This window comes from Leeia sp. (assembly GCF_041909055.1).
Lineage (GTDB): Bacteria > Pseudomonadota > Gammaproteobacteria > Burkholderiales > Leeiaceae > Leeia > Leeia aquatica.
Window position 1 is genome coordinate 478,590 of record NZ_JAYREC010000002.1, and the last position, 19,834, is coordinate 498,423.

General features: G+C 61.9%; 14 protein-coding genes. 9 read left to right on the forward strand and 5 right to left on the reverse strand.

What is annotated here, in order from left to right; translation table 11 throughout:
• The first annotated feature begins 17 nt into the window (after positions 1–17).
• From recC to ACE3O2_RS08025, 4 genes are read left to right on the forward strand one after another with little or no spacing between them, the layout of a single operon-like run.
• Positions 18–3,281: an exodeoxyribonuclease V subunit gamma gene (gene recC / locus ACE3O2_RS08010; RefSeq protein ID WP_374336373.1), complete on the forward strand. Its 3,264-nt coding sequence runs from the start codon at positions 18–20 to the stop codon at positions 3,279–3,281.
• Positions 3,268–6,807, forward strand: a complete 3,540-nt coding sequence (gene recB, locus ACE3O2_RS08015) for an exodeoxyribonuclease V subunit beta (protein ID WP_374336375.1) — start codon at positions 3,268–3,270, stop codon at positions 6,805–6,807. The genes recC and recB overlap by 14 nt, the downstream gene beginning before the upstream one ends.
• Positions 6,804–8,525, forward strand: coding sequence for an exodeoxyribonuclease V subunit alpha (recD, locus tag ACE3O2_RS08020; protein WP_374336377.1), 1,722 nt, complete (start codon positions 6,804–6,806; stop codon positions 8,523–8,525). Before recB ends, recD begins: the two co-directional genes overlap by 4 nt.
• Entirely contained in the window at positions 8,522–9,028 is a 507-nt protein-coding gene (locus ACE3O2_RS08025; protein ID WP_374336379.1) for a hypothetical protein, read from the forward strand. The genes recD and ACE3O2_RS08025 overlap by 4 nt, the downstream gene beginning before the upstream one ends.
• On the opposite strand, the gene ACE3O2_RS08030 is transcribed toward ACE3O2_RS08025, so the two are convergent.
• From ACE3O2_RS08030 to ACE3O2_RS08045, 4 genes are all read right to left on the reverse strand, one after another.
• Positions 9,029–10,123: a DUF1513 domain-containing protein gene (locus ACE3O2_RS08030; protein WP_374336381.1), complete on the reverse strand. Its 1,095-nt coding sequence runs from the start codon at positions 10,121–10,123 to the stop codon at positions 9,029–9,031. It lies immediately after the preceding gene.
• Positions 10,124–10,126: 3 nt separating this feature from the next.
• Positions 10,127–11,179: an imelysin family protein gene (locus ACE3O2_RS08035; protein ID WP_374336383.1), complete on the reverse strand. Its 1,053-nt coding sequence runs from the start codon at positions 11,177–11,179 to the stop codon at positions 10,127–10,129.
• Between the two features lie 47 nt (positions 11,180–11,226).
• On the reverse strand, positions 11,227–12,642 hold the full coding sequence (locus ACE3O2_RS08040; protein WP_374336385.1) for a di-heme oxidoredictase family protein: 1,416 nt from the start codon (positions 12,640–12,642) through the stop codon (positions 11,227–11,229).
• 68 nt (positions 12,643–12,710) lie between these two features.
• Complete coding sequence (locus tag ACE3O2_RS08045) at positions 12,711–13,889, reverse strand: imelysin family protein (protein ID WP_374336387.1); 1,179 nt, start codon at positions 13,887–13,889, stop codon at positions 12,711–12,713.
• Positions 13,890–14,157: 268 nt separating this feature from the next.
• On the opposite strand from ACE3O2_RS08045, the gene ACE3O2_RS08050 reads away from it, so the two are divergent.
• The 5 genes from ACE3O2_RS08050 to ACE3O2_RS08070 all read left to right on the forward strand — a co-directional run bounded on the left by ACE3O2_RS08050 (position 14,158) and on the right by ACE3O2_RS08070 (position 19,082).
• Positions 14,158–15,150, forward strand: a complete 993-nt coding sequence (locus ACE3O2_RS08050) for an extracellular solute-binding protein (protein WP_168875420.1) — start codon at positions 14,158–14,160, stop codon at positions 15,148–15,150.
• Between the two features lie 19 nt (positions 15,151–15,169).
• Positions 15,170–16,795, forward strand: coding sequence for an ABC transporter permease (locus ACE3O2_RS08055; RefSeq protein WP_374336390.1), 1,626 nt, complete (start codon positions 15,170–15,172; stop codon positions 16,793–16,795).
• A gap of 8 nt (positions 16,796–16,803) precedes the next feature.
• Entirely contained in the window at positions 16,804–17,850 is a 1,047-nt protein-coding gene (locus ACE3O2_RS08060; protein ID WP_374336392.1) for an ABC transporter ATP-binding protein, read from the forward strand.
• 63 nt (positions 17,851–17,913) lie between these two features.
• Positions 17,914–18,120, forward strand: coding sequence for a DUF1289 domain-containing protein (locus ACE3O2_RS08065; RefSeq protein ID WP_374336394.1), 207 nt, complete (start codon positions 17,914–17,916; stop codon positions 18,118–18,120).
• 14 nt (positions 18,121–18,134) lie between these two features.
• Positions 18,135–19,082, forward strand: coding sequence for a tRNA dihydrouridine synthase (locus ACE3O2_RS08070; protein ID WP_374336396.1), 948 nt, complete (start codon positions 18,135–18,137; stop codon positions 19,080–19,082).
• Here the strand turns inward: ACE3O2_RS08070 and ACE3O2_RS08075 are convergent.
• Positions 19,048–19,833 (reverse strand): DeoR/GlpR family DNA-binding transcription regulator, encoded by a 786-nt coding sequence (locus ACE3O2_RS08075; RefSeq protein WP_374336398.1) that lies wholly within the window; start codon positions 19,831–19,833, stop codon positions 19,048–19,050. The genes ACE3O2_RS08070 and ACE3O2_RS08075 overlap by 35 nt on opposite strands.
• Position 19,834 lies beyond the last annotated feature (1 nt).

The window sequence follows — 19,834 nt, forward strand, 5'->3', positions numbered from 1 at the left end:
ACGGCATACTCTCGGCCATGCTCCATCTCTATCAGGCCAACCGACTGGAAACCTTGCTGGAACTGCTGCTGGCGGTGATTCGCCAGCCGCTGCCTTCGCCGTTCGAGCCGGAAGTCGTGGTGGTGCAGAGCAAAGGTATGGCGCGGTGGATCACCCTGCAACTGGCGAAGCGCAATGGTATTTGCGCCAACTTGCAGTTTCCCCTGCCCGCCACCTTCATCTGGCAACTGTTCCGCGCCATGCAGGCCGATTTGCCGCGCCGCTCCGGCTTCAGTCCGGACATCATGGCCTGGCGCATTGCCGAGCAGCTGGCCTCGCCGGAGGTCATGGCACTGCACCCGTCCTTGCAGCACTATCTGCAGCAGCCAGACGAGCGCCGCCGCTTTGAGCTGGCCTGGCAGGTGGCCGATATTTTTGACCACTACCTGATGTACCGGCCCGACTGGATTGAGGCCTGGGAGCAGGGTCGGCAGCTGGGGCTGGGGGAAGAAGAGCGGTGGCAGCAGCCACTGTGGCAGCGTCTTGCCGCGCAAGACAGTGCGCCGCACCGGGTACGCCTGTTGCAGCATCTGCTGGACCGGCTGGCACAGGGGGAGCGACCGGCACACCTGCCGCAACGCGTGATCCTGTTCGGCATCAGTGCCATGCCGCCCGCTTATGTGGACATCCTGCACGGACTATCGCAGCAGCTGGATGTGTGTCTGTTTGTGCTCAATCCTTGCCAGGAGGCTTGGGGGCATCTGACCCGACAGCCTCCGCAGCTGGATCTGCTGCTGGAAGATGCGGGCCCGGCGCGGCCCGAAGACCTCTATCTGGACCTGGGGCACCCGCTGCTGGCCTCTCTGGGCCGTCAAGGCCGTGATTTCATGGACATGCTGGTCGAGCGCCACAGTGGCGAACTGCACGATTTGTTCGTCGAGAACGAGCAGCCTACGCTGCTGGCACGCTTGCAGAATGACATTCTCTACCTGCGTGAACCGGCTGCCGACCATGTGCTGGCGGAAGACGATGTCTCCATCCAGCACCATCTGTGCCATAGCCCGATGCGCGAGCTGGAGGTGTTGCACGACCAGCTGCTGCAGCTGTTTGAAGCCGACCCCAGCTTGCAGCCTGCGGATGTGGCGGTGCTGATGCCGGACATTCATACCTACGCCCCGCTGATTGATGCGGTGTTTGCCAAACGGGAAGGGGTGCCCTACATCCCCTACGGCATTGCTGACCGCTCTTTGCTCAGCCAGTGGCCGCTGTTGCAGGTGGTGGAGCAACTGCTGCAGGTGGCTGCGGGGCGGTTTGCTGCCGCTGAGGTGCTGGACTTGCTGTCTTGCCCGGCGCTGGCGCGTTGCTTTGGCATCAAGGAGGCTGAGTTGCCGCTGCTGCGGCAGTGGGTGGAGGCTGCCGCCATCCGCTGGGCGAGGGATGCCCGGCACAAGGTAGAGCTGGGGCTGCTTGATGATCCCGCGCACAGCTGGCAACAGGGGCTGGACCGCCTGCTGCTGGGTGTGGCATTGCCGGTCGAGCTGGCTGAAGCTGAGGTCCCCTTGTTTGCGGGCATGTTGCCGGTCGCGGTGGCAGAGGGCAGCAAGGCACAGCTGCTGGCCAGGCTGGCCATGTTTGTCGAACAACTGGGGCAGCTGCACCTACGAGTGGCCGAGCCGCAGTCGGCGGCAGACTGGGTCGCGCAGTTACATCAAGTGCTGGAGCAGTTTTTCGAGCCCGATGAGGACGAACAACAAGCCGTGCAGCACCTGCGCGACACCCTGGCACAGTTGCTTGAAGACACCACGCTGGCCGGGTTTGGCCAGACATTTGGCCTGCCTTGGCTGCGGCGCTGGCTACAGCGGCATGGTTCACAAGCCTATGGTTCCACCGGCTTTTTGTCCGGCGGGGTAACCTTCTGCGCGATGGTGCCGATGCGCAGTCTGCCCTTCCGCGTGCTATGTCTGCTGGGGCTCAACGATGGCGATTTCCCACGACAATTGCGCCCGCAATCCTTCGATCTGGTGGCACAGCATTATCGGCGGGGAGACCGCTCGCGCCGATTTGACGACCGTTACCTGTTCCTTGAGGCACTGCTGTCGGCCCGGCAAGTGCTCTACCTCAGTCATGTCGGTTTCAGCATTCGTGATGGGCAGAGTCTGCCACCATCGCCGCTGCTGGCTGAATTGCTGGACGTGATCCGCCTGAGCTGTGCCGACCCGGACGCCTTGTCTCGCGTGACGCTGGCCCATCCCTTGCAGCCATTTGATGCCCGTCTGTTTCAGCCCGACGCTGGGCGGCTGCGCAGCTATGCCGCGCCTTATGCGCGAGCCGGTGTGTTGGCGGGCTTGGGCGAGGGTAGCCTCACGCCGCTGTTCCAACAGCCCTTGCCTGAGCGTGTCGTAGATAGCGCATCGCTGGAAGAGTGGCTGCAATGCTTCCGTAACCCTGCCCGCTATCTGCTGCGGGAGCGGCTCTCCATCTGGCTGGATGAGCCCCGGGCGGAGCCGGAAGGGTATGAGCCGTTTGAGCTGGACTGGCATGCCCGGCAGGCGCTGCGGCGTTGGCTGCAGCAGGCACAAGGTCGCCCGTGGGGCGATGCGGAGACGGTGCAGTGTCTGGTCGAGGCGGATGGTTTGCTGCCTGCCGGTCCGATGGGGGGGCTGATGTATCAGGCAGAGCGGACCACGTTGCAGCCTTTTCTGCAAGCCTTGCCCGGCGCGGCAGAGACCTTGCCACCCTTACCCTTTCACTGGCAAGGCCAACAGCTGCGCCTGCAAGGGGTATTGGGGCAGGGCAACTGGCGGTTGACGCCGTCAGGATTGCTCGGCTTGCGTGCAGACCGCCTGCGTCCAGCGGATGAATTCCTGCTATGGATACAGCATCTGTTGTTGTGCGTACTACAACCCCAGGATGTGGCCTGCCAGAGCCGCTGGCTGGCGCACGATGAGCGCAATGGCGCGCAGTGGCTGCAGTTTGAGCGCGTGGCCGAACCCGAGCCGCTGCTGCTGGACTTGGAACAGGCCTTCTGCCTTGCCGGGAACCAGCCGCTGCCGTTTTTCATCAAGAGTGCACATGCCTGGTTTGTGGCCCAGCAGCAGGGCAAAGATGCCATGAAGGCGGCAGAGCGTGTGTGGTTACCCCCGGAGCATCGCCACCCCGGCCAGTTTGGCGAAGGTGAGCAAGCGTATTACCGCCTGCTGTACCGTGACCACAATCCGCTGGGCCAGGCATTCTGCGACTGGGCGCAGCGCCTGCTGGCACCGATGTTTGCACACCGGGAGGTCAGCCATGAAGCTGGTTGAACCTACCCTGATGGGGTTTCCGCTGCGCGGCTTGCAACTGATTGAAGCCAGCGCCGGGACCGGCAAAACCTGGACGATCGCCAATCTGGTACTGCGCTTGCTGCTGGAGCAGGGGTTGCCGATCGAGCAGATTCTGGTGGTGACCTATACCAAGGCGGCCACTGCCGAGCTGCGCGAGCGGCTGCGGCTGCGGCTGGCGGAAGCACGAGACTGGTTGTATCACGGTGACAGTACCGATCCGGTCGGACGGGTGCTGCTGAAGCGCCTGCCCGCCGGTGAGGCGCGTTTCCGCGCCTTGACCCGTCTGGACTATGCACTGCGGGGTTTCGACGAAGCTGCGATCTTCACCATTCACGGCTTTTGTCAGCGGGTGCTGGGCGACGTGGCGCTGGAGGCTGGGGTGCCCTTCGAGCAGGCCCTGCTGACCGATGATAGTGGCCTGCTGCTGGAGTTGATCGCTGACAGCTGGCGGCGACTGGTACACGATGTTCATCCGCTGTTGCTGCAATGGCTGCTGGACCATCACATTACGCCTTATACCCTGCTGCGCACCCTGCGGAGCTACATCGGGCAGCCCTGGTTGCAGGTGGCGGCGCCAGAAGCCGGTGAGCTGGAGGCCAGCTGGCAACGCCTTGCGCAGCATTATCAGCATTGCCGCGCACTATGGCAGGCAGAGGCTGACACCATCACCGCCTTGCTCGCCAGCCCGGCCTTGAAGAAGAACGTGTATCGAGAGGACTGGTGCCGCCTGTGGCTCGGCAAAATGGATGCCTGGCTGCGCCCGGAGCAGGCTCACCAGCAAGCCCTGTTTGACAAGGCTGAACGCTTGGCCCAGGACAGCTTGTCTGCCAGCTGCAAGGCAGGCAGTGAGGCCCCTGTGCACGCCTTCTTCATCGCCTGGCAGGACTTGCTGATGGAGCAGAAAAGCATGCTGATTGCGCTGGAGCAGCGTTATCAGCATGTGCTGGCGGCGCTGTATCGTCACTGCCAAGCGGCGCTACCCGCGCGCAAGGAAACCGAGGGTGTGCTGTCCTATGATGACCTGCTCAATCGGCTGGCGCAGGCGCTGGAGGGCCCGGCTGCCGAATTCCTGCGCCAGCGGGTGCGCCAGCGCTTTCCGGCAGCATTGATCGACGAATTCCAGGATACCGACCCGGTACAGTACCGCATCTTCCAGCAATTGTACGGTGATGACGATGCGGTGGCTTGGCTGGTGGGTGACCCCAAGCAGGCGATCTACAGCTTCCGTGGGGCGGACGTGTTTACCTATCTGCAGGCCCGGCACGATGCCGGTCAGCAGCATAGTCTGGGGGTCAACCACCGCTCAGACGAGGCGCTGGTCAGTGCCGTCAATCAGTTGTTTGCCCGGCCTCAGCCCTTTTTGCTGCCGGGAATTGTGTTTCAGCCAGTAGACGCTGCGCGGCGCGGCCCCTCGGCCTTGCACGGTGGCACGCAGCTGGCGGCACCCCTGCAGTGGCGACTGCTGGCGGCGGATGGCACCGCACTGAGCAAGGAGGAGGCCAGCCGCCAGAGTGCACAGCACGCTGCCAGCGAGATGGTACGTCTGCTGAGCGATCCGGCCGTGATGCTGGAAGGGCGACGGCTGCACGGTGGTGACATTGCGGTACTGGTGCCCAGCCACCGGCAAGGCAGCCTGATGGCCGAGGCTTTGCGTGAGCGGGGTGTCCCGTGTGTGCAGCAGGCCACGCACAATGTCTTCCTGACAGAAGAGGCGGTGGAACTGCGCAACCTGCTGGCGGCGGTGCTGCAGCCCAACCGACAGTCTGCGCTGACCGCCGCCTTGTGCAGCCACTGGTTCGGGCTGGATGGCACAGCGCTGTGGCAACTGCGTGAAACGCCGGAGCACTGGGAGCAGCAGGTTGAAGATTTCAACCGCTACCATCAGCTGTGGCGCGAGCAGGGCTTCTTGCCGATGGCGCGCCAGCTACTGGACGAGCGGGCGGTTGCCGAACACTTGCTGCGTCTGCAGGATGGCGAGCGGCGCCTGACCAATGTATTGCACTTGCTGGAGCTGACCCAGGCGGAGAGCCATGTCCACCTGGGAATGGACAGTCTGTACCGCTGGTTCTGCGACCAGACACTGCAGCCGGAAGGCGGTCAGGATGAAGCGCTGATCCGGCTGGAGAGCGATGCGCAGCGGGTGCGGATTGTCACCATTCATGCCAGCAAGGGGCTGGAGTATCCGGTGGTGTTCTGTCCGTTTGCCTGGGACGGCAAGCTGCTGCAGCGCCACGAGCAGGATGTGCTCAGCTGCCGTGATGAGGTGGGCGTGGCAACACTCTACCTGGGTGCACCTGCCACTGCTCGTGCCCGCGCCGAAAGCGAGCGCTTTGCCGAACAGCTACGCCTGCTCTATGTGGCGCTGACCCGCGCCCGCCACCGCTGTTATCTGTATTGGGGCTGGGTCAAGGATGCCGGGCGGGCCGCCTTGTCCTGGCTGCTGCACGGCACGGCCACCAGCTTGCCGGAACACCTGATGATGACCGAAGCGCTGGATCAGGCGGGGTGGCAGGCACTGCTGCAGGATTGGCAAGCACGGATGGGCGGGCAAATGCATTGGCAGCTTGCTGACGATGTATCGCAGGCACGCTGGCAAGCAGAACTGAGTACACCACAAGTCGAGGTCGCCCGGTTTGGCCGCCACTTGCGCAGCCAGTGGCAAATGAGCAGCTTTACGGCATTGACCCGAAACCTGTCTGCGGCGTACATCGAACTACCCGACCATGATGGCCGCACCCAGCCGCAGCCGACCGAGAGTGATGCACCGGCTTCGGGCATGTTTGCTTTCCCGAAAGGGGCCCGACCGGGTACTTTCCTGCACAGCCTGTTTGAGCAGATTGATTTCTGCGCACCCCGTTTAGCTTGGCAACCCGTGGTCCGTACCCTGCTGGCGGGACAGGGCTATGAGGCGCACTGGGAGCCGGTGCTGCTAGACATGCTGCAAACTACCCTGCAGCAGCCGCTGGATGAGGCCGGTGGCTGCCTGGCACAAGTCACGCAGCGTGAGCGTCTGGTCGAGCTGGAGTTCACTTTCCCGCTGCCCGCGCTGTCCATGCCGCAGCTGGCAGAGCTACTGGCACGCTCGGAGCTGGGCTTGCCGGAGCCTTGCCGCCAGGTGCTGGGACAGCTGAACCATCAGGCGGCGGCAGGCTATCTCAAGGGCTATGTAGACTTGATATGTCGCATTAACAAAAAATTCTATGTTATTGATTACAAATCAAACTGGCTGGGAGGAGGGGCGGAGGATTATGTGCCGCAGCGACTGAGCCACGCCATCGCACATGAGCACTATTATTTGCAATACCTGCTGTATACGCTGGCCTTGCACCGCTATCTGCAGCAACGGCTGCCCGGCTATCAGTATGAACAGCACATGGGGGGGGTGCGTTATCTGTTCCTGCGCGGCACGGCGACCGGACAGTCCGGCTGCGGGGTGTATGCTGACCTGCCTTCGCTGGCCATGATTGATGCGCTGGATCACTTCTTTGCCGGGGTGCAGGCATGAGTATCCTGGCCCGCCCGCTGAGTCAGTCCTTGTTGCGTCTGGTTGATGCGCATAGTGCCGAGCTGGAGCATGCGGTGCAGCAGCTGGTGGAAGCGCTGGAGGCGGGTCATGTCTGCCTGAGTCGAGACATGCTGGGCCCGGCAGCCTGTGAGGCCTTGCTGGCGAGCCCGCTGGTCGGCAGACCGGGCGAGTTCAAGCCCATCCTCTATCAGCTGGACCGTTTTTATCTGGCCCGTTACTGGCACTACGAGCAACAACTGACACAAGGCTTGTTGCAACGCTTGCGAAGTGGTGCTGATTGGTCCCGGCCCGACAGCCCGGCACTGCTGGCCCGACTGTTTGCGGGTAGCCAGCAACAGCCGGACTGGCAATGCGTGGCGGTGGCGGCCAGCCTGCGCCAGGGGTTGACCATCCTCTCGGGTGGGCCCGGAACCGGTAAAAGCCGTACTGTGTTCAATATGCTGTGCGCGCTGCAACTGAGCGCGCCGCAGAGCTTGCGCATCCGGCTGGCTGCGCCTACCGGCAAGGCTGCGGCCCGGCTGGCGGAGAGCCTGCGGTTGACCGCAGCCCAGGTGCTGCCCGGCTTGCCGGCGGACTGGCTGGTCGCCCTGCAAGGCTTGCCGCAACAGGCGGAAACCCTGCACCGGCTGCTGCAGCCCCGACCGGACCGCATTGGCTATCGCTATCATGCCAGCAATCCGTTACCGCTGGATGTGCTGGTGGTGGATGAGGCGTCGATGGTGGATGTCAGCCTGATGGCGCATCTGCTGGATGCCTTGCCGGTGGATGCTCGCCTGATCCTGCTCGGTGACAAGGACCAGTTGTCCTCGGTGGAGGCGGGCAGCGTGTTTGCCGACCTGTGTGCCGACGCCGGGCTGGACGCACAGCAAGTCGAGTCCTTGTCCCGACTGACCGGCCATGTCATTTTGCCGCGTGCCGGGCGTAGCCAACTGGGCAATGCGGTACAGTTCCTGCACCACAGTTATCGCTTTGCCGGTGATGCTGGAATCGGCCAGCTGGCCCGCCATATCAATGCCGGGCAGGAAGACGCGGTGCTGGCTGTGTTGCAGCACAATCCGGATCTGCACTGGCACACGCTGTCGCGGGTCGAGATGCTGGAGCAACTGACGGCACTGTTTGCAGACTACTTTGCCGCAGTCCGGCAGGGCGATGTGGCGGCCTGTTTTACAGCGCTGGATGCGGTGCGGGTGCTGGCGGCCTTGCACGAGGGGCCGGATGGTACCCAGCAGCTCAATGCCCAGCTGGCTTACCGTTTTGCCAACCGTGGCTGGATTCGGGCGGAACCACGCTATCCCGGCTTGCCGGTATTGATTCAGCAGAATGATTACAGCCTGCAGCTCTACAATGGCGACCTTGGCATCATGCTGCCGGACGCGCAGGGGCAGCTCAAGGTCTGGTTTGCGGCAGATGGCGGCGGCTGGCGGGCATTGCCCCCCGCACGCCTGCCTCCGCATGAACCCGCCTATGTGATGACGGTGCACAAGAGCCAAGGCTCTGAATTTTCACATGTGGCGCTGGTGTTGCCCGAGCAGGCCAGCCCCTTGCTCAGCCGCCCCCTACTGTATACCGCCGTCACCCGCGCACGGCGGCAGGTCACGCTGTTTGGCCATGAGGCCCGCTTGCGCGAGGCTGTGCGGCTGGTACCGCTGCGCCATTCCGGTCTGGTTGCACGTTTGAGGCAGGAGGATGAATCATGAATGCCAGTGGCAGTCCCCTATGGGGGGCCGTATTCAGTTTACTGACGGCACTGATCGGCGTACTGGCCGGTGCCTGGATCACCTTGTGGCAGCGTCGGTACGAGCGCTTGTGGGATGAGCGACGGCTGGCTTATCAGGATACCTTGCAGGCACTGGGAAAAATCCAGCTGTGGGCCGGGGAAGGGGCGATGCGTGCGGTAGCACTATCTGCCGTACCCTTGGTGCAGGGCGAAGAGCTGGAGCAGCAGGCCCGGCAGGCGGTATTCCAGTTGTTTGTGCAGGCACCGGGCTACCGTCTGCTGATGTCGGAAACCGCCTCGCAGATTCTGGATACCATCGTGGATGAGTTGGCTGCCCTGCACTTGCAGGCGGTTAGCGACGGCGATAGTGAAGCGCAGGACCAGATGATGGAGCAGGTGGCGGCGATCCTGGTCCGCCACGCGGCCGCCTTCCGTAAGGCCGCATGGCAGGATCTGCACCGCGCCCGCTGGTGGCGGCGTTGATCAGGCAGCGGGTGGGCTCAGGTAAATGTGGTTGTCCCACATCACACCGGGCTCACGCAGCAGCAGCTGTTTCTCGCCTTGCGGGCTGACCCGGTACAGTTCCCCCAGCTCATTCGATACCAGAAAGGCATCGCCCATGTCGGCGATGCCGGATGCCTTGGGGATGTCTACCCAGCCTTGCCATTGACCATTGCGCCATAGCGATATCCCATTGCCTTTGGGGTGGGTGGCCGCATGTAGCGGTTGTGAGGCGAGGGCGGCGATCGAGGCGGTATAGCCGGCCATGCGACGCTGCGTGTCTTCCGCCAGCTGGGGAATCGACAGCGGGTCTTCACCTTGATGGAAGGCGATCAGCGGCGTACGGTCGTCCTGGCCTTCAAACTGCATCGCGGCAGCCAGTCGTCCATCCGGGGTGCGCGCCAGGTGCCGTAACGACAGCTGCGGCAGCGGTACCCGGTATTCCCCGCGCAGCGCACCGTTCCGGCTATCCACATAAGCGAGGGAAGACACCATGCTCGCGACATTGAGCTTGACGCGCCCGGTTTCCGGCAGGGTGAGGATACCGCCATTGGCGACGGCCAGGGTGTGACCATCCGGCATCAGAATCAGTTCATGCGGGCCAATGCCATGGCTGGGGTGGCTGTCCAGCACCCGAAAGTCACGGGCATCCCGCACCACAATCCGGCCTTGCCCGGTCGGGATATGGTTCTCGCTGGTGAACAGATAGCGCTGGTCGGCACTATAGACGGCGTGGCCAAACAGATGATGGTCTTCATCACTGCGAAAGCTGCCACAGACTTCACCGCTAGTCAGATCCAGCAACCAGGCCTGGGTACCGGGACGGCGGGCGAGGATCAGCACCTTGCCGTCATGGATGAACACCGCACCATGCCCGCGTGCGGGCAAGGGGGTTTTGGCACTGATTTGCCCGGCTTCCAGTGGCCAGCGCAGCCGGCCATTGTGGCTGAGGTTACCGATATTGAGTGGCGAAACCAGCCAGCGGGGGGCGGCTTGTGCCGGTGTGGCGTGCCCAAGCGCAGGCAGCAGGCTGTAAGCCAGCATGCCTTGCAGCAGGTGTCTGCGGCTGAGTTGCACGGCTCAGTCTCCGTCGCTGGCGTTGAAGTCCAGCTGTATGTCCAGCAAGGGTGCCAGCTCGTTTTCCAGCCGGGTTTGCAGGCGGCGCAGGATGGTTTGCAGGGCCTCCAGCTGGGCCGGGTGGCGCTGGATGGCTTGCTGCATCGTCTTGCCCTTCAAGTTGCGCAGGATGGCACGGGCTTCTTCCAGGTCCTCTTTGGTACGACGGATCAGTACCAGCTTGTCGCGCCCATCCAGATAGTCGTCAAAACCCACGGCTTTGCCGCCGGGGCCATCCATGCCGAAGAAAACACGACTAAAGCCATCCAGATTGGCCTCCAGCAGACTGAGGGAGTGGCCGCTACGCCAGGCTTCGATCCGGTCCAGCGCGTCCTGCTCGTCACGATTGTGCTGCAAAGGCTTTTCCAGCTTGCGCACCCGCACAAAGTCCATACCGGCAATCATCAGGTTGATCAGCTCGCCCAGCGCTTGGTCGGTACGCAGAAACACCTTGTCTTCCGGGTGCTGGCCGGCTTCTGCAAGCTGTCGCGTATAGCCCTGGCGCCAATCCTGCTCCAGCCCTGCGGCCTCTTGGGCCACCCCCCGCGCCAGCCAAGTCGCCACGGCGCAGCGTCGCCCCTTTGGCGCGGGCTTAAGCGACATCAGGTATTCAAGGGCTGGTAACCCTTTGGCAGCGGCAGGCAGGGTCTCCAGCGCATCCGCACTCAGGGCATCATGGCTTTTGAGCCAGTTGTCGATCTGCGCAGGGCGGGTGGGCCAGAAGTTGACTTCTCGCTGGCTACGCCGCTCGATCAGTGGTCCGATCTGTACCATCTCCAGTGCCTGCCATTGCCGGGCGGTTGCCAGCCAGCCTTGTTGCAGTTGCTTCCAGCCCTTTGCACTGGGATGCTGGCAATAGTGCTGCCAGTCTTGGGCCCAGGTTTGGCTTTGCCGGGCAAACTGTTGCACTTGCGGCTGAAACACGCCATCAGCCAAGCCTTTCAGCAAGGCGGACTTGGGAAAGCGTTCCTGCACACTGTCATCATCGGCGGCCAGGCTCGGCGTGGACGCAAGCACAACCGAAGCAATAAAAGCACTATAAATCCGTCTCATGCGGCATAAACTTAAAGTGAATTCAGAAATGCCAGCAGCGCTTCACGATCCTGTTTGCTCATGTTGAGGAAACGGTTGCGAGCAGCAGCGGCTTCACCATCATGCCACAGCACGGCTTCGCTCAGATTGCGGGCTCGGCCATCGTGCAGGTAGTAGCTGTGGCCATTGACGGTCGGGATCAGGCCAATACCCCACAAGGGCGGGGTACGCCATTCGTGACCTGTGGCTTGAAAATCCGGGCGGCCATCGGCCAGTCCTTCACCCATATCGTGCAGCAGCAGGTCGGTATAGGGGTGGATCCACTGTCTGGAGACTTCTGGCAAACCAGCGAGCGTGCCGGTCTTCCAGGATGCGGTGTGGCAGGCGATGCAGTTACTCTCGGCGAACAATTGCTTGCCACGGATGACTTGCGGCTTGTCCCCCTCCCGCCGTGCCGGTACTGCCAGCGTGCGAGTGTAGAAGATCATCGCTTGCAGATTGTGCTCGGCAATTTCCGGCTTGCCGCCACGCGCAGCCTGCTGGCAATCCTTTTGTGAGGGCGTGCATTCCTCTGTCGGGAATAGCGAGGAAGTGATGCCGATGTCGCCATTGAAAGCCCCCGCGCTTTGATGCGCCACATTGGGGGTGTTGGCCTTCCAGCCAAAGCGCCCCAGTTGCATGCGCTTGCTTACCGCATCCCACACCAGATTGGGGCGGCCGGAAATGCCATCTTTGTTACGGTCATCCGGGTCCGCCTGCTTGCGGATGGCTTCCGCCGGAATGGCCTCCAGCAAGCCGAGGCCGATGACCTGTTGCGCAATGCGCGGTGATACCAGCGTGCCGGCCTGCATCGGACCATAGCCCAGATCGGTGAACTGATAGCTGGGCTTGCGCAATGAGTAAGGCTCGCCGTCGGCAAACTTGCCAGGCATTTCAGTGTACTGGATGCTGACCTTGCCTTCCGATTTGACACCGTCCACCGCCTGATTATTGAACTGACCACCGTAAGTCGGCTCAGGCCTGGGCGAACCATGCGCACCTTCACCGGCGATGGAGAGGCGGAACAGCAGCCCCATCGGTTGCTCATCAGCTTCCACCGGCGGTGCGGCACGCCCATCATTGCTGTGGCAGGCGGTACAAGAGCGGGCGATGAAATGTGGGCCCAGCCCATCGCGGGCAGCCGTACTGGAGGGGGCTTCCACCCAGGGCTGGTTAAAGAAGGCGTGACCCACGGCAAAGCGTGCGCGCCGGTCCAGGCTCATATTGGCAGCGGGCAGGGAAAAGGCACGACGGTTGGTTTCCACCACGGTGGTATCACCGCCGGAGCGTTCCTCTCCCGGGTCGCTCTGCTGTTGCAGGTTACGGCTGCTGGTGAACCCCAGCAGGATGGCACAGGACAGCAGGCTAAGGCCAGTGAGGACGGTACGACTGGAGGGCAGGGTAGGCATGGGCGGCAAGAGTACAGATGAGAGATCCGGGCTGGCTGGCAACAGCTGTACCAGCCCAAGTGAGGGCGTCAATTCGGGGCGTCGACCGACAGCTTGTTGATACCAATGGCGCGCGCAGCGCTGACCAATGTTTTGGTCTGGGCTTTCAACAATGCGATGGTGGCCTGCACCCGTTTGCGGCCCGGCGCATCTTTCTTGCCGATGATTTCCTGATCAAACGGAGCCTGGATGGCTTCAGCAGCTTGTTGGGTGCTGGCCAGGTCCTGTGCCAGCTTGTCGGCCAGCTTGGGGTCTTTGTCAGCCACCAGGTCTTTCAGGCTGGGGCCCTTGACCACACTGCCATCCACCCGCTTGTAGCTGCCCAGGTAAACGTTCTGGATGCCTAACGCATTGTTGACGATGTCGCGATGGGTATTGTCAGAGAAGCAGGAATGCTCGTCCTCTTGGTCCTGGTTATCCAGCGCGACTTGCATGCGCTCGCCGGAGAGTTCAGCGCTGCTGAGCACGGCCATGCCGGTCAATACCTTGCGCAGGCTGGCTTCCGGTTTGTCCTTCAGGAAACGACTGCGGAAATTGTCTGCACTACCCGCCTGCCAGGATTGCGTCAGATAGTCGAGATCCGCCACCAGTTGATCGGTCACCACCTTCAGGTACTGGCGGCGGCGGTCGGCATTTTTGGCCTGGCCGTCAACAAAATCGGTAAAGGCGCGGTCGCCTGGGCCTTGCGGGTTGAAGTCCTGCCCCCACAGCATGAATTCCACCGCGTGGTAGCCGGTGACGATATTGGCTTCGCCGCCCTTGGTATTCAGCTTGATCAGCCGCTCAGCGGCAAGGTCGATCTTGGGGTTGTTGATCAGGCCTGCATTCGGTTTGCCCTTGACCATGTCGATGTAGACCTCATCCAGTGGCCAGGAGTTGAGGCGACCTTCGACATCTTTGGCATCGTCGATCGGGCCGCCGTAGAAGCGATACACCTCGGTCTGGCCGTATGGCTCACGCGCAGCCAGCCAGGCTTTGCGGGCTGCTTGCAAGCCATCCGCAGACGGCTTGGCGACAAAGGCATCGACAGCCTTTTGCAGTTCACGAGCCTTGTTGCTGGCGTCCTGATAGCTGGCATGCACCATGTCCGCATAGGTGCTGAGGACAGCAGGGACATCAGTGGCTGCCTGACTGTAGGCAGGGGCGAGGCCTGTCAGGGCGGCAGCCATCAACAGGGCAAAGCCTTTGCGGTGCAGGGATAGGGTCACAGGAAAACTCCAGATCTATGGATTGCAAGCCAGGGCAGATGCCCAAGCATGGGTAAAAATGAAAATGTTAATGATTATCAAACATTATGGCAACTATTTGAGCCATTGTTTGGTCAAACAAACACCATGACCGGCAATATCCATGCTGTTTAATCCCTGCTTTTGTACAATTGGGAATTATTGCTATTCGTGTTATCCTGCTAGCGGAGCGGTGTCTATATATGAGGGCGCCGCTCATTTCAACGATTGATCCGGAGTGTGTTTTACCATGCTGTTTACCCGTACCTTGCTGGCGGCTGCGCTGATTGTGCCTTTGGCGAGTCAGGCCGAGTCTCTAACCATCTACTCTGCACGCACCGAAACCTTGCTCAAGCCGATCCTTGAGGCGTACAAAAAGGAAACCGGTGTTGAGATCAAGGTGTTTAACGACAAGGAAGGGGTGCTGCTGGAGCGCCTGAAGGCCGAAAAAGAGAACACACCCGCCGACCTGCTGATCACGGTGGATGCTGGTAATCTCTGGCTGGCGGCCAAAGAGGGCGTGTTGCGCCCGGTGAAGTCGGATACACTGAATGCCGCCATTCCGGCGCATTTGCGTGACCCGGGCAATCAATGGTTTGGCCTGTCTGTCCGTGCCCGGACCATTTTCTTCAACAAAGCCAAGGTCAATCCGGCCAGCCTCAGCAGTTATGAAGATCTGGCAAGCCCGAAGTGGAAAGGCAAGCTGTGCCTGCGCACCTCCAAGAAGGTCTATAACCAGTCTTTGGTGGCCACCTTGATTGCGGAGCACGGCGAAGCCAAGACCGAGCAGATTGTGAAAGGCTGGGTCAACAACCTGGCAACGGACCCCTTCGCGGATGATACCAAGATGCTGGAAGCCATCGCGGCGGGGCAATGCGAGGTTGGTCTGGCAAACACCTATTACTATGGCCGACTGATCGACAGCAACCCGGCGTTCCCGGTCGGGATCTTCTGGGCTAACCAGAAAACCAGCGGGGTTCACGTCAACGTGTCTGGCGCCGGCATTACCCGTCATGCCAAGAACCCGGCAGGCGCGCAGAAACTGCTGGAGTGGCTGGCCTCGCCCAAGGCGCAGAACCTGTTTGCCGACAACAATATGGAGTTCCCGGCCAACCCGGCGGTGAAGCCGGATCCTAAAGTGGCCGCCTGGGGCAGCTTCAAGGCCAATCTGATCAATATGTCCAAGGCAGGTGAATTGCAGGCGGAAGCGGTCAAGCTGATGGATCGTGCAGGCTATCGCTGATTCTCAGCAATCACGGTCCGTGTCAGGGCGGTTGCTGACACTGCTGGCCACACTGGCGGGTACCCTGGTACTGCTGCCCGTGCTGGCGGTGCTCAGTGGCTTCCTGGTAGCAGAACCGGCGGTTTGGCAGCACTTGCGTGAGTATGTGCTGCCCTATGTGCTGCCCAATACCCTCTGGCTATGGCTGGGGGTGGTGTTGGGCAGCTTGCTGCTGGGCGCCTCGCTGGCGTGGGCCACGGTAGCCTGGGATTATCCGGGGCGGCGCTGGCTGAGCTTTGCCTTGATGTTGCCGCTGGCCATGCCCACCTACATTCTGGCCTTTGTCTATCTGGGCTGGACCGAATACGGTGCCTGGCTACCGACACTGTGGCGTGAGGCCGGCTGGGGGGCTTTCCCCTTGAGCCGTGGAAGAATGCTCACCATCCTGTGCATGGTGATGGGCTATTACCCCTATGTCTATCTGATTGCGCGGCAGGCTTTCCTGACGCAAGGCCAGCGCTTGCAAGAAGTTGCCCGGTCGCTGGGGGCCGGTCGCTGGCGAGTCTGGTGGCGGGTGTCTTTGCCGCTGGCTTTGCCCTGGCTGCTGGGTGGCAGCATGCTGGTGTCGATGGAAACGCTGGCAGACTATGGTACGGTCGCCATTTTCAATTACGACACACTGACCACCGCAATCTACAAAACCTGGTTTGGGCTATTCTCCAAGGCGGGCGCCATGCAATTGGCCACCGTGTTATTGCTGCTGGTGGCGCTGTTGTTGCTCACGGAGTATCTGCTGTTACGGCGGTTGCGCTTTGATCTCGGCGGGCGCAGCAGCCAGCACTTCCAGCCCCGAGCCTTGCGTGGGGCAATGCGCTATCTGATGCCGTGCCTGTTGGGGCTGGTGTTACTGCCGGTGTTCATTCTGCCCCTGGCGCAGTTGATCGGCTGGAGCTGGGACCAGGTGCGCGCGGAGTGGGACGAAGCATATTGGGCGCTCACCTGGAATGCGGTGCGTCTGAGCCTGATGGCAGCCGCGCTGGTCACGCTGATGGCGGCGGCACTGGTGCTGGCGGGGCGACGCTATGCCTCGGTGGACTTCAAGCTCTGGTCACGTATGGCGACCTTGGGCTACGCCTTGCCGGGCGCCGTGCTGGCGGTCGGTTTCTACTGGCCGTTTACAATGCTGGACCAGTGGCTGCTGACCAGCGCTAGAGCGCTGGGCCTGCACACCGATGCGGTATTGCGCGGAACCTTGCTCGCATTGCTGCTGGCGTATGCAGCACGCTTTATGGCGGTTGCCTACAAGCCGGTGGAGGGAGCCAGCCAGCGGCTGACACGTAGTGTGGAGGAAGCTGCGCGCCTGTTGGGCATGCGCGGATGGCGCTTGCTCTACCGACTGTACGCCCCCCTGCTGGCGGGCGGCATGGGTACAGCCATGATGCTGGTGTTCATTGATGTGATGAAGGAAATACCCATCACTTTGCTGATGCGTCCGTTTGGCTGGGATACACTGGCTACCAAGATTTTTGAATATACCTCGGAAGGGCAGTGGACCCTGGCGGCCTTGCCTTCCTTGACCCTGGTGCTGGCTGGCTTGCTGCCGGTTGGCCTGTTGTTCCGCACCCTGAACCGGATGAGTTCATCCTCACCCCCTCCTGGCCCATGAGTACAACCTTGCATATTGACCGTGTCAGCTGTGGCTATGCCGCAACCACGGTACTGGAACAGATCAGCTTCACCCTGGCAGCCGGTCAGGTGGGGTGCTTGCTTGGGCCATCGGGTTGCGGCAAGACCACCTTGCTGCGGGCCATTGCAGGGCTGGAGCCGGTTCGCCATGGGGAAATCCGCCTGGGGGGACAACGGCTGTCCGCTCCCGATTATCAACTGGCGGCGCAGCAACGCGGCATCGGTCTGGTGTTTCAGGATTTTGCGCTGTTCCCGCATCTGAGTGTGGCGGACAATATTGCGTTTGGCTTGTTCAATCAAGCAAAAACCCAGCAGCGACAGCGTGTTGCGGACATGCTGACGCTGGTTGGGCTGGAAGGCTACGCACAGGCCATGCCGCACCAGCTCTCCGGGGGGCAGCAGCAGCGGGTCGCCCTGGCGAGGGCGCTTGCGCCCCGGCCCCGCTTGCTGCTGCTGGATGAGCCCTTCTCCAGTCTGGATGTGAGCCTGCGGCAGCAGCTGGGGCAGGAGGTGCGCCGCATTCTCAAGGCCAGTGCCACCACCGCGCTGTTGGTGACCCACGACCAACAGGAGGCCTTTATCCTGGCGGATGAGGTGGGCGTCATGATGCGTGGCCGCCTGTTGCAGTGGGCACCGCCGTACCAGCTTTACCATCAACCCGCCACCCCGCAGGTTGCGGACTTCATCGGTGAGCAAGTCTGGCTTCAGGGGGAGGTCCAGCCTGATGGCTGCGTGCTGACCGAGCTGGGGCGGCTGTGTACCCAGTCTGCCTGCGTGACCGCTGCGGCAGGTAGCGCCGGTGAGCTGGTAGATGTGCTGATTCGTCCCGATGATGTAGTGCATCAGGATGATGCACCCTTGCGTGCCGTGGTAGTCAACAAGCAGTTCCGGGGCGCTGAGTTCCTCTATCAGCTGCAGTTGCCCAGCGGCCAGTTGCTGCTGGCGCTGGTGCCCAGCCACCATGACCATCAGCCTGGCGAAGCCATTGGTATCGTGCTGGCGGCAGACCACGTGGTTACCTTCCGCCGGTCCTGACATTTTGGTGTTGTGACCTGTCGCAGTACAATAGACGATTGATCTTGTCGATGACCCTCTGCTATGCCCGCTGAACGTCCGGATTCTCCCTGTGTGGCCCTGTGCTCAACCGCACTGGGCGATGAAGTATGCGTGGGATGCGGGCGCACCTTTCAAGAGGTGGCGCAATGGGTGGCTATGGATGCAACGGCCCGTGAGCAGGTGTGGCAACGTCTGGAGCAGCATTGGCAGACCCTCGGGGTGCCCGCACCCTGGTTGCAACGCGGCTGAGTGAGGGCAGGGTAATGCGGCTGGTATTGGCCCCGATGGAAGGGCTGGCAGACAATGTCATGCGGGATGCGCTCACCCGGGTACCCGGTGTGGACTGGTGCGTCAGCGAGTTCATCCGGGTGACGGGTAGCCTGCTGCCAAGGCGTACCTTTACCCGTGTCGTGCCAGAGCTGCGTAACGCGGCCCGCACCCGTAGTGGGGTGCCGGTACGGGTGCAGTTGCTGGGGAGTGATCCGGTCTGTCTGGCGGATAATGCGGCGCGCGCAGCCGAACTGGGCGCGCCGGTGGTAGACCTCAACTTTGGCTGCCCGGCCAAAACCGTTAACCGTCACCGTGGTGGTGCCGTCCTGCTGGAAGAGCCGGAGCTGCTGTTTCAGATCATGAGTGAAGTGCGCAAGACAGTACCAGCCCAGGTGCCAGTCACGGCCAAGATGCGGCTGGGGGTCAACGACACTACCCCGGCGATTGCAGCGGCACAGGCGCTGAGCAGTGGTGGGGCGGCGGAGCTGGTGGTGCATGCGCGCACCAAACAGCAAGGCTACCGCCCGCCTGCACATTGGGAGTGGATCGCCCGTATTGCGGAGCAGGTCACGGTTCCGGTGATTGCCAATGGCGAGATCTGGAGTGTGGCGGATTATCTGCGCTGTCGGCAGGTCAGCGGCCTGCAGGATGTGATGATCGGGCGTGGTCTGGTGGCACGGCCTGATCTGGCCTTGCAGATTCGGGCGGCAGCAGGCGAAGTAGCACTATGGCACTGGGCAGACATGCTGCCCATTCTGGCGGACTTTTTCGCCGAGGTGCGCCGCAAGGTCGAGCCCAAGCATGCGCCTGGACGTCTCAAACAATGGCTGGGTTACCTGCGCCGCAGTTACCCGGAGGCGGAGTCGTTGTACGGCGAATTGCGTACCCTGCTGGACCCGGACGCCATCACGGCGCGGTTGCTGCGCCCGCCTGCGCGGTAATGAAGACCTGGGTACCGGCCTCGCGGATCACCGCTTGCAGGGCTTCCGGAATCGGCGCATCGGTAAACAGGGCATCCACCTGACTGATATGCCCGAGGCGCACCAGCGCCTCGCGGCTGAATTTGCTGTTGTCGGCCACCAGCCACACCTGACGTGACTGCTCGATGATGGTCTGCGCGACCTTCACCTCACGGTAATCAAAATCCCGCAAAGTACCATCGTTCTCAATGCTGGATACGCCGATGATGCCGATATCCACCTTGAATTGCCGCAGGAAGTCGATGGTCGCCTCGCCGGTGATGCCACGGTCTCGAGCGCGGACCACCCCGCCGGTCACGATGACTTCATGCTCGGGATTATCCGCCAGGGTCGCCGCCACATTGAGGTTGTTGGTGATGACCGACAGGTTGCGGTGCTGTACCAGTGCACGGGCAACTTCTTCGGTGGTGGTGCCGATATTGAGGATCAGTGACTGGCCATCCTGCACTTGAGCGGCAACGGCGGTGGCAATGCTGCGCTTCTCATCGCTGTTCAACACCTGTCGCCGGTTGTAGGCAATGTTCTCTACGCTGGAGGGCAGGCCGGCACCCCCATGATAGCGACGCAGCAGGTTTTGTTCTGCCAGCTGGTTGATGTCGCGGCGGATGGTCTGCATGGTGACACTGAAATGCTGGGCCAGCGCTTCGACCGATACAAAACCGTGCTGACGAATCTGTTCTAGCAGCTGTTGCTGTCTGGGGTTGAGCAGCATG

What these genes read in the sequence shown, in the direction of transcription:
- recC (WP_374336373.1), top strand. Translation starts at nt 18, where the DNA reads ATGCTCCATCTCTATCAGGCCAACCGACTGGAAACCTTGCTGGAACTG.
- recB (WP_374336375.1), top strand. Translation starts at nt 3,268, where the DNA reads ATGAAGCTGGTTGAACCTACCCTGATGGGGTTTCCGCTGCGCGGCTTG.
- recD (WP_374336377.1), top strand. Translation starts at nt 6,804, where the DNA reads ATGAGTATCCTGGCCCGCCCGCTGAGTCAGTCCTTGTTGCGTCTGGTT.
- ACE3O2_RS08025 (WP_374336379.1), top strand. Translation starts at nt 8,522, where the DNA reads ATGAATGCCAGTGGCAGTCCCCTATGGGGGGCCGTATTCAGTTTACTG.
- ACE3O2_RS08040 (WP_374336385.1), bottom strand. Translation starts at nt 12,642, where the DNA reads ATGCCTACCCTGCCCTCCAGTCGTACCGTCCTCACTGGCCTTAGCCTG.
- ACE3O2_RS08050 (WP_168875420.1), top strand. Translation starts at nt 14,158, where the DNA reads ATGCTGTTTACCCGTACCTTGCTGGCGGCTGCGCTGATTGTGCCTTTG.
- ACE3O2_RS08065 (WP_374336394.1), top strand. Translation starts at nt 17,914, where the DNA reads ATGCCCGCTGAACGTCCGGATTCTCCCTGTGTGGCCCTGTGCTCAACC.
- ACE3O2_RS08070 (WP_374336396.1), top strand. Translation starts at nt 18,135, where the DNA reads ATGCGGCTGGTATTGGCCCCGATGGAAGGGCTGGCAGACAATGTCATG.
- ACE3O2_RS08075 (WP_374336398.1), bottom strand. Translation starts at nt 19,833, where the DNA reads ATGCTGCTCAACCCCAGACAGCAACAGCTGCTAGAACAGATTCGTCAG.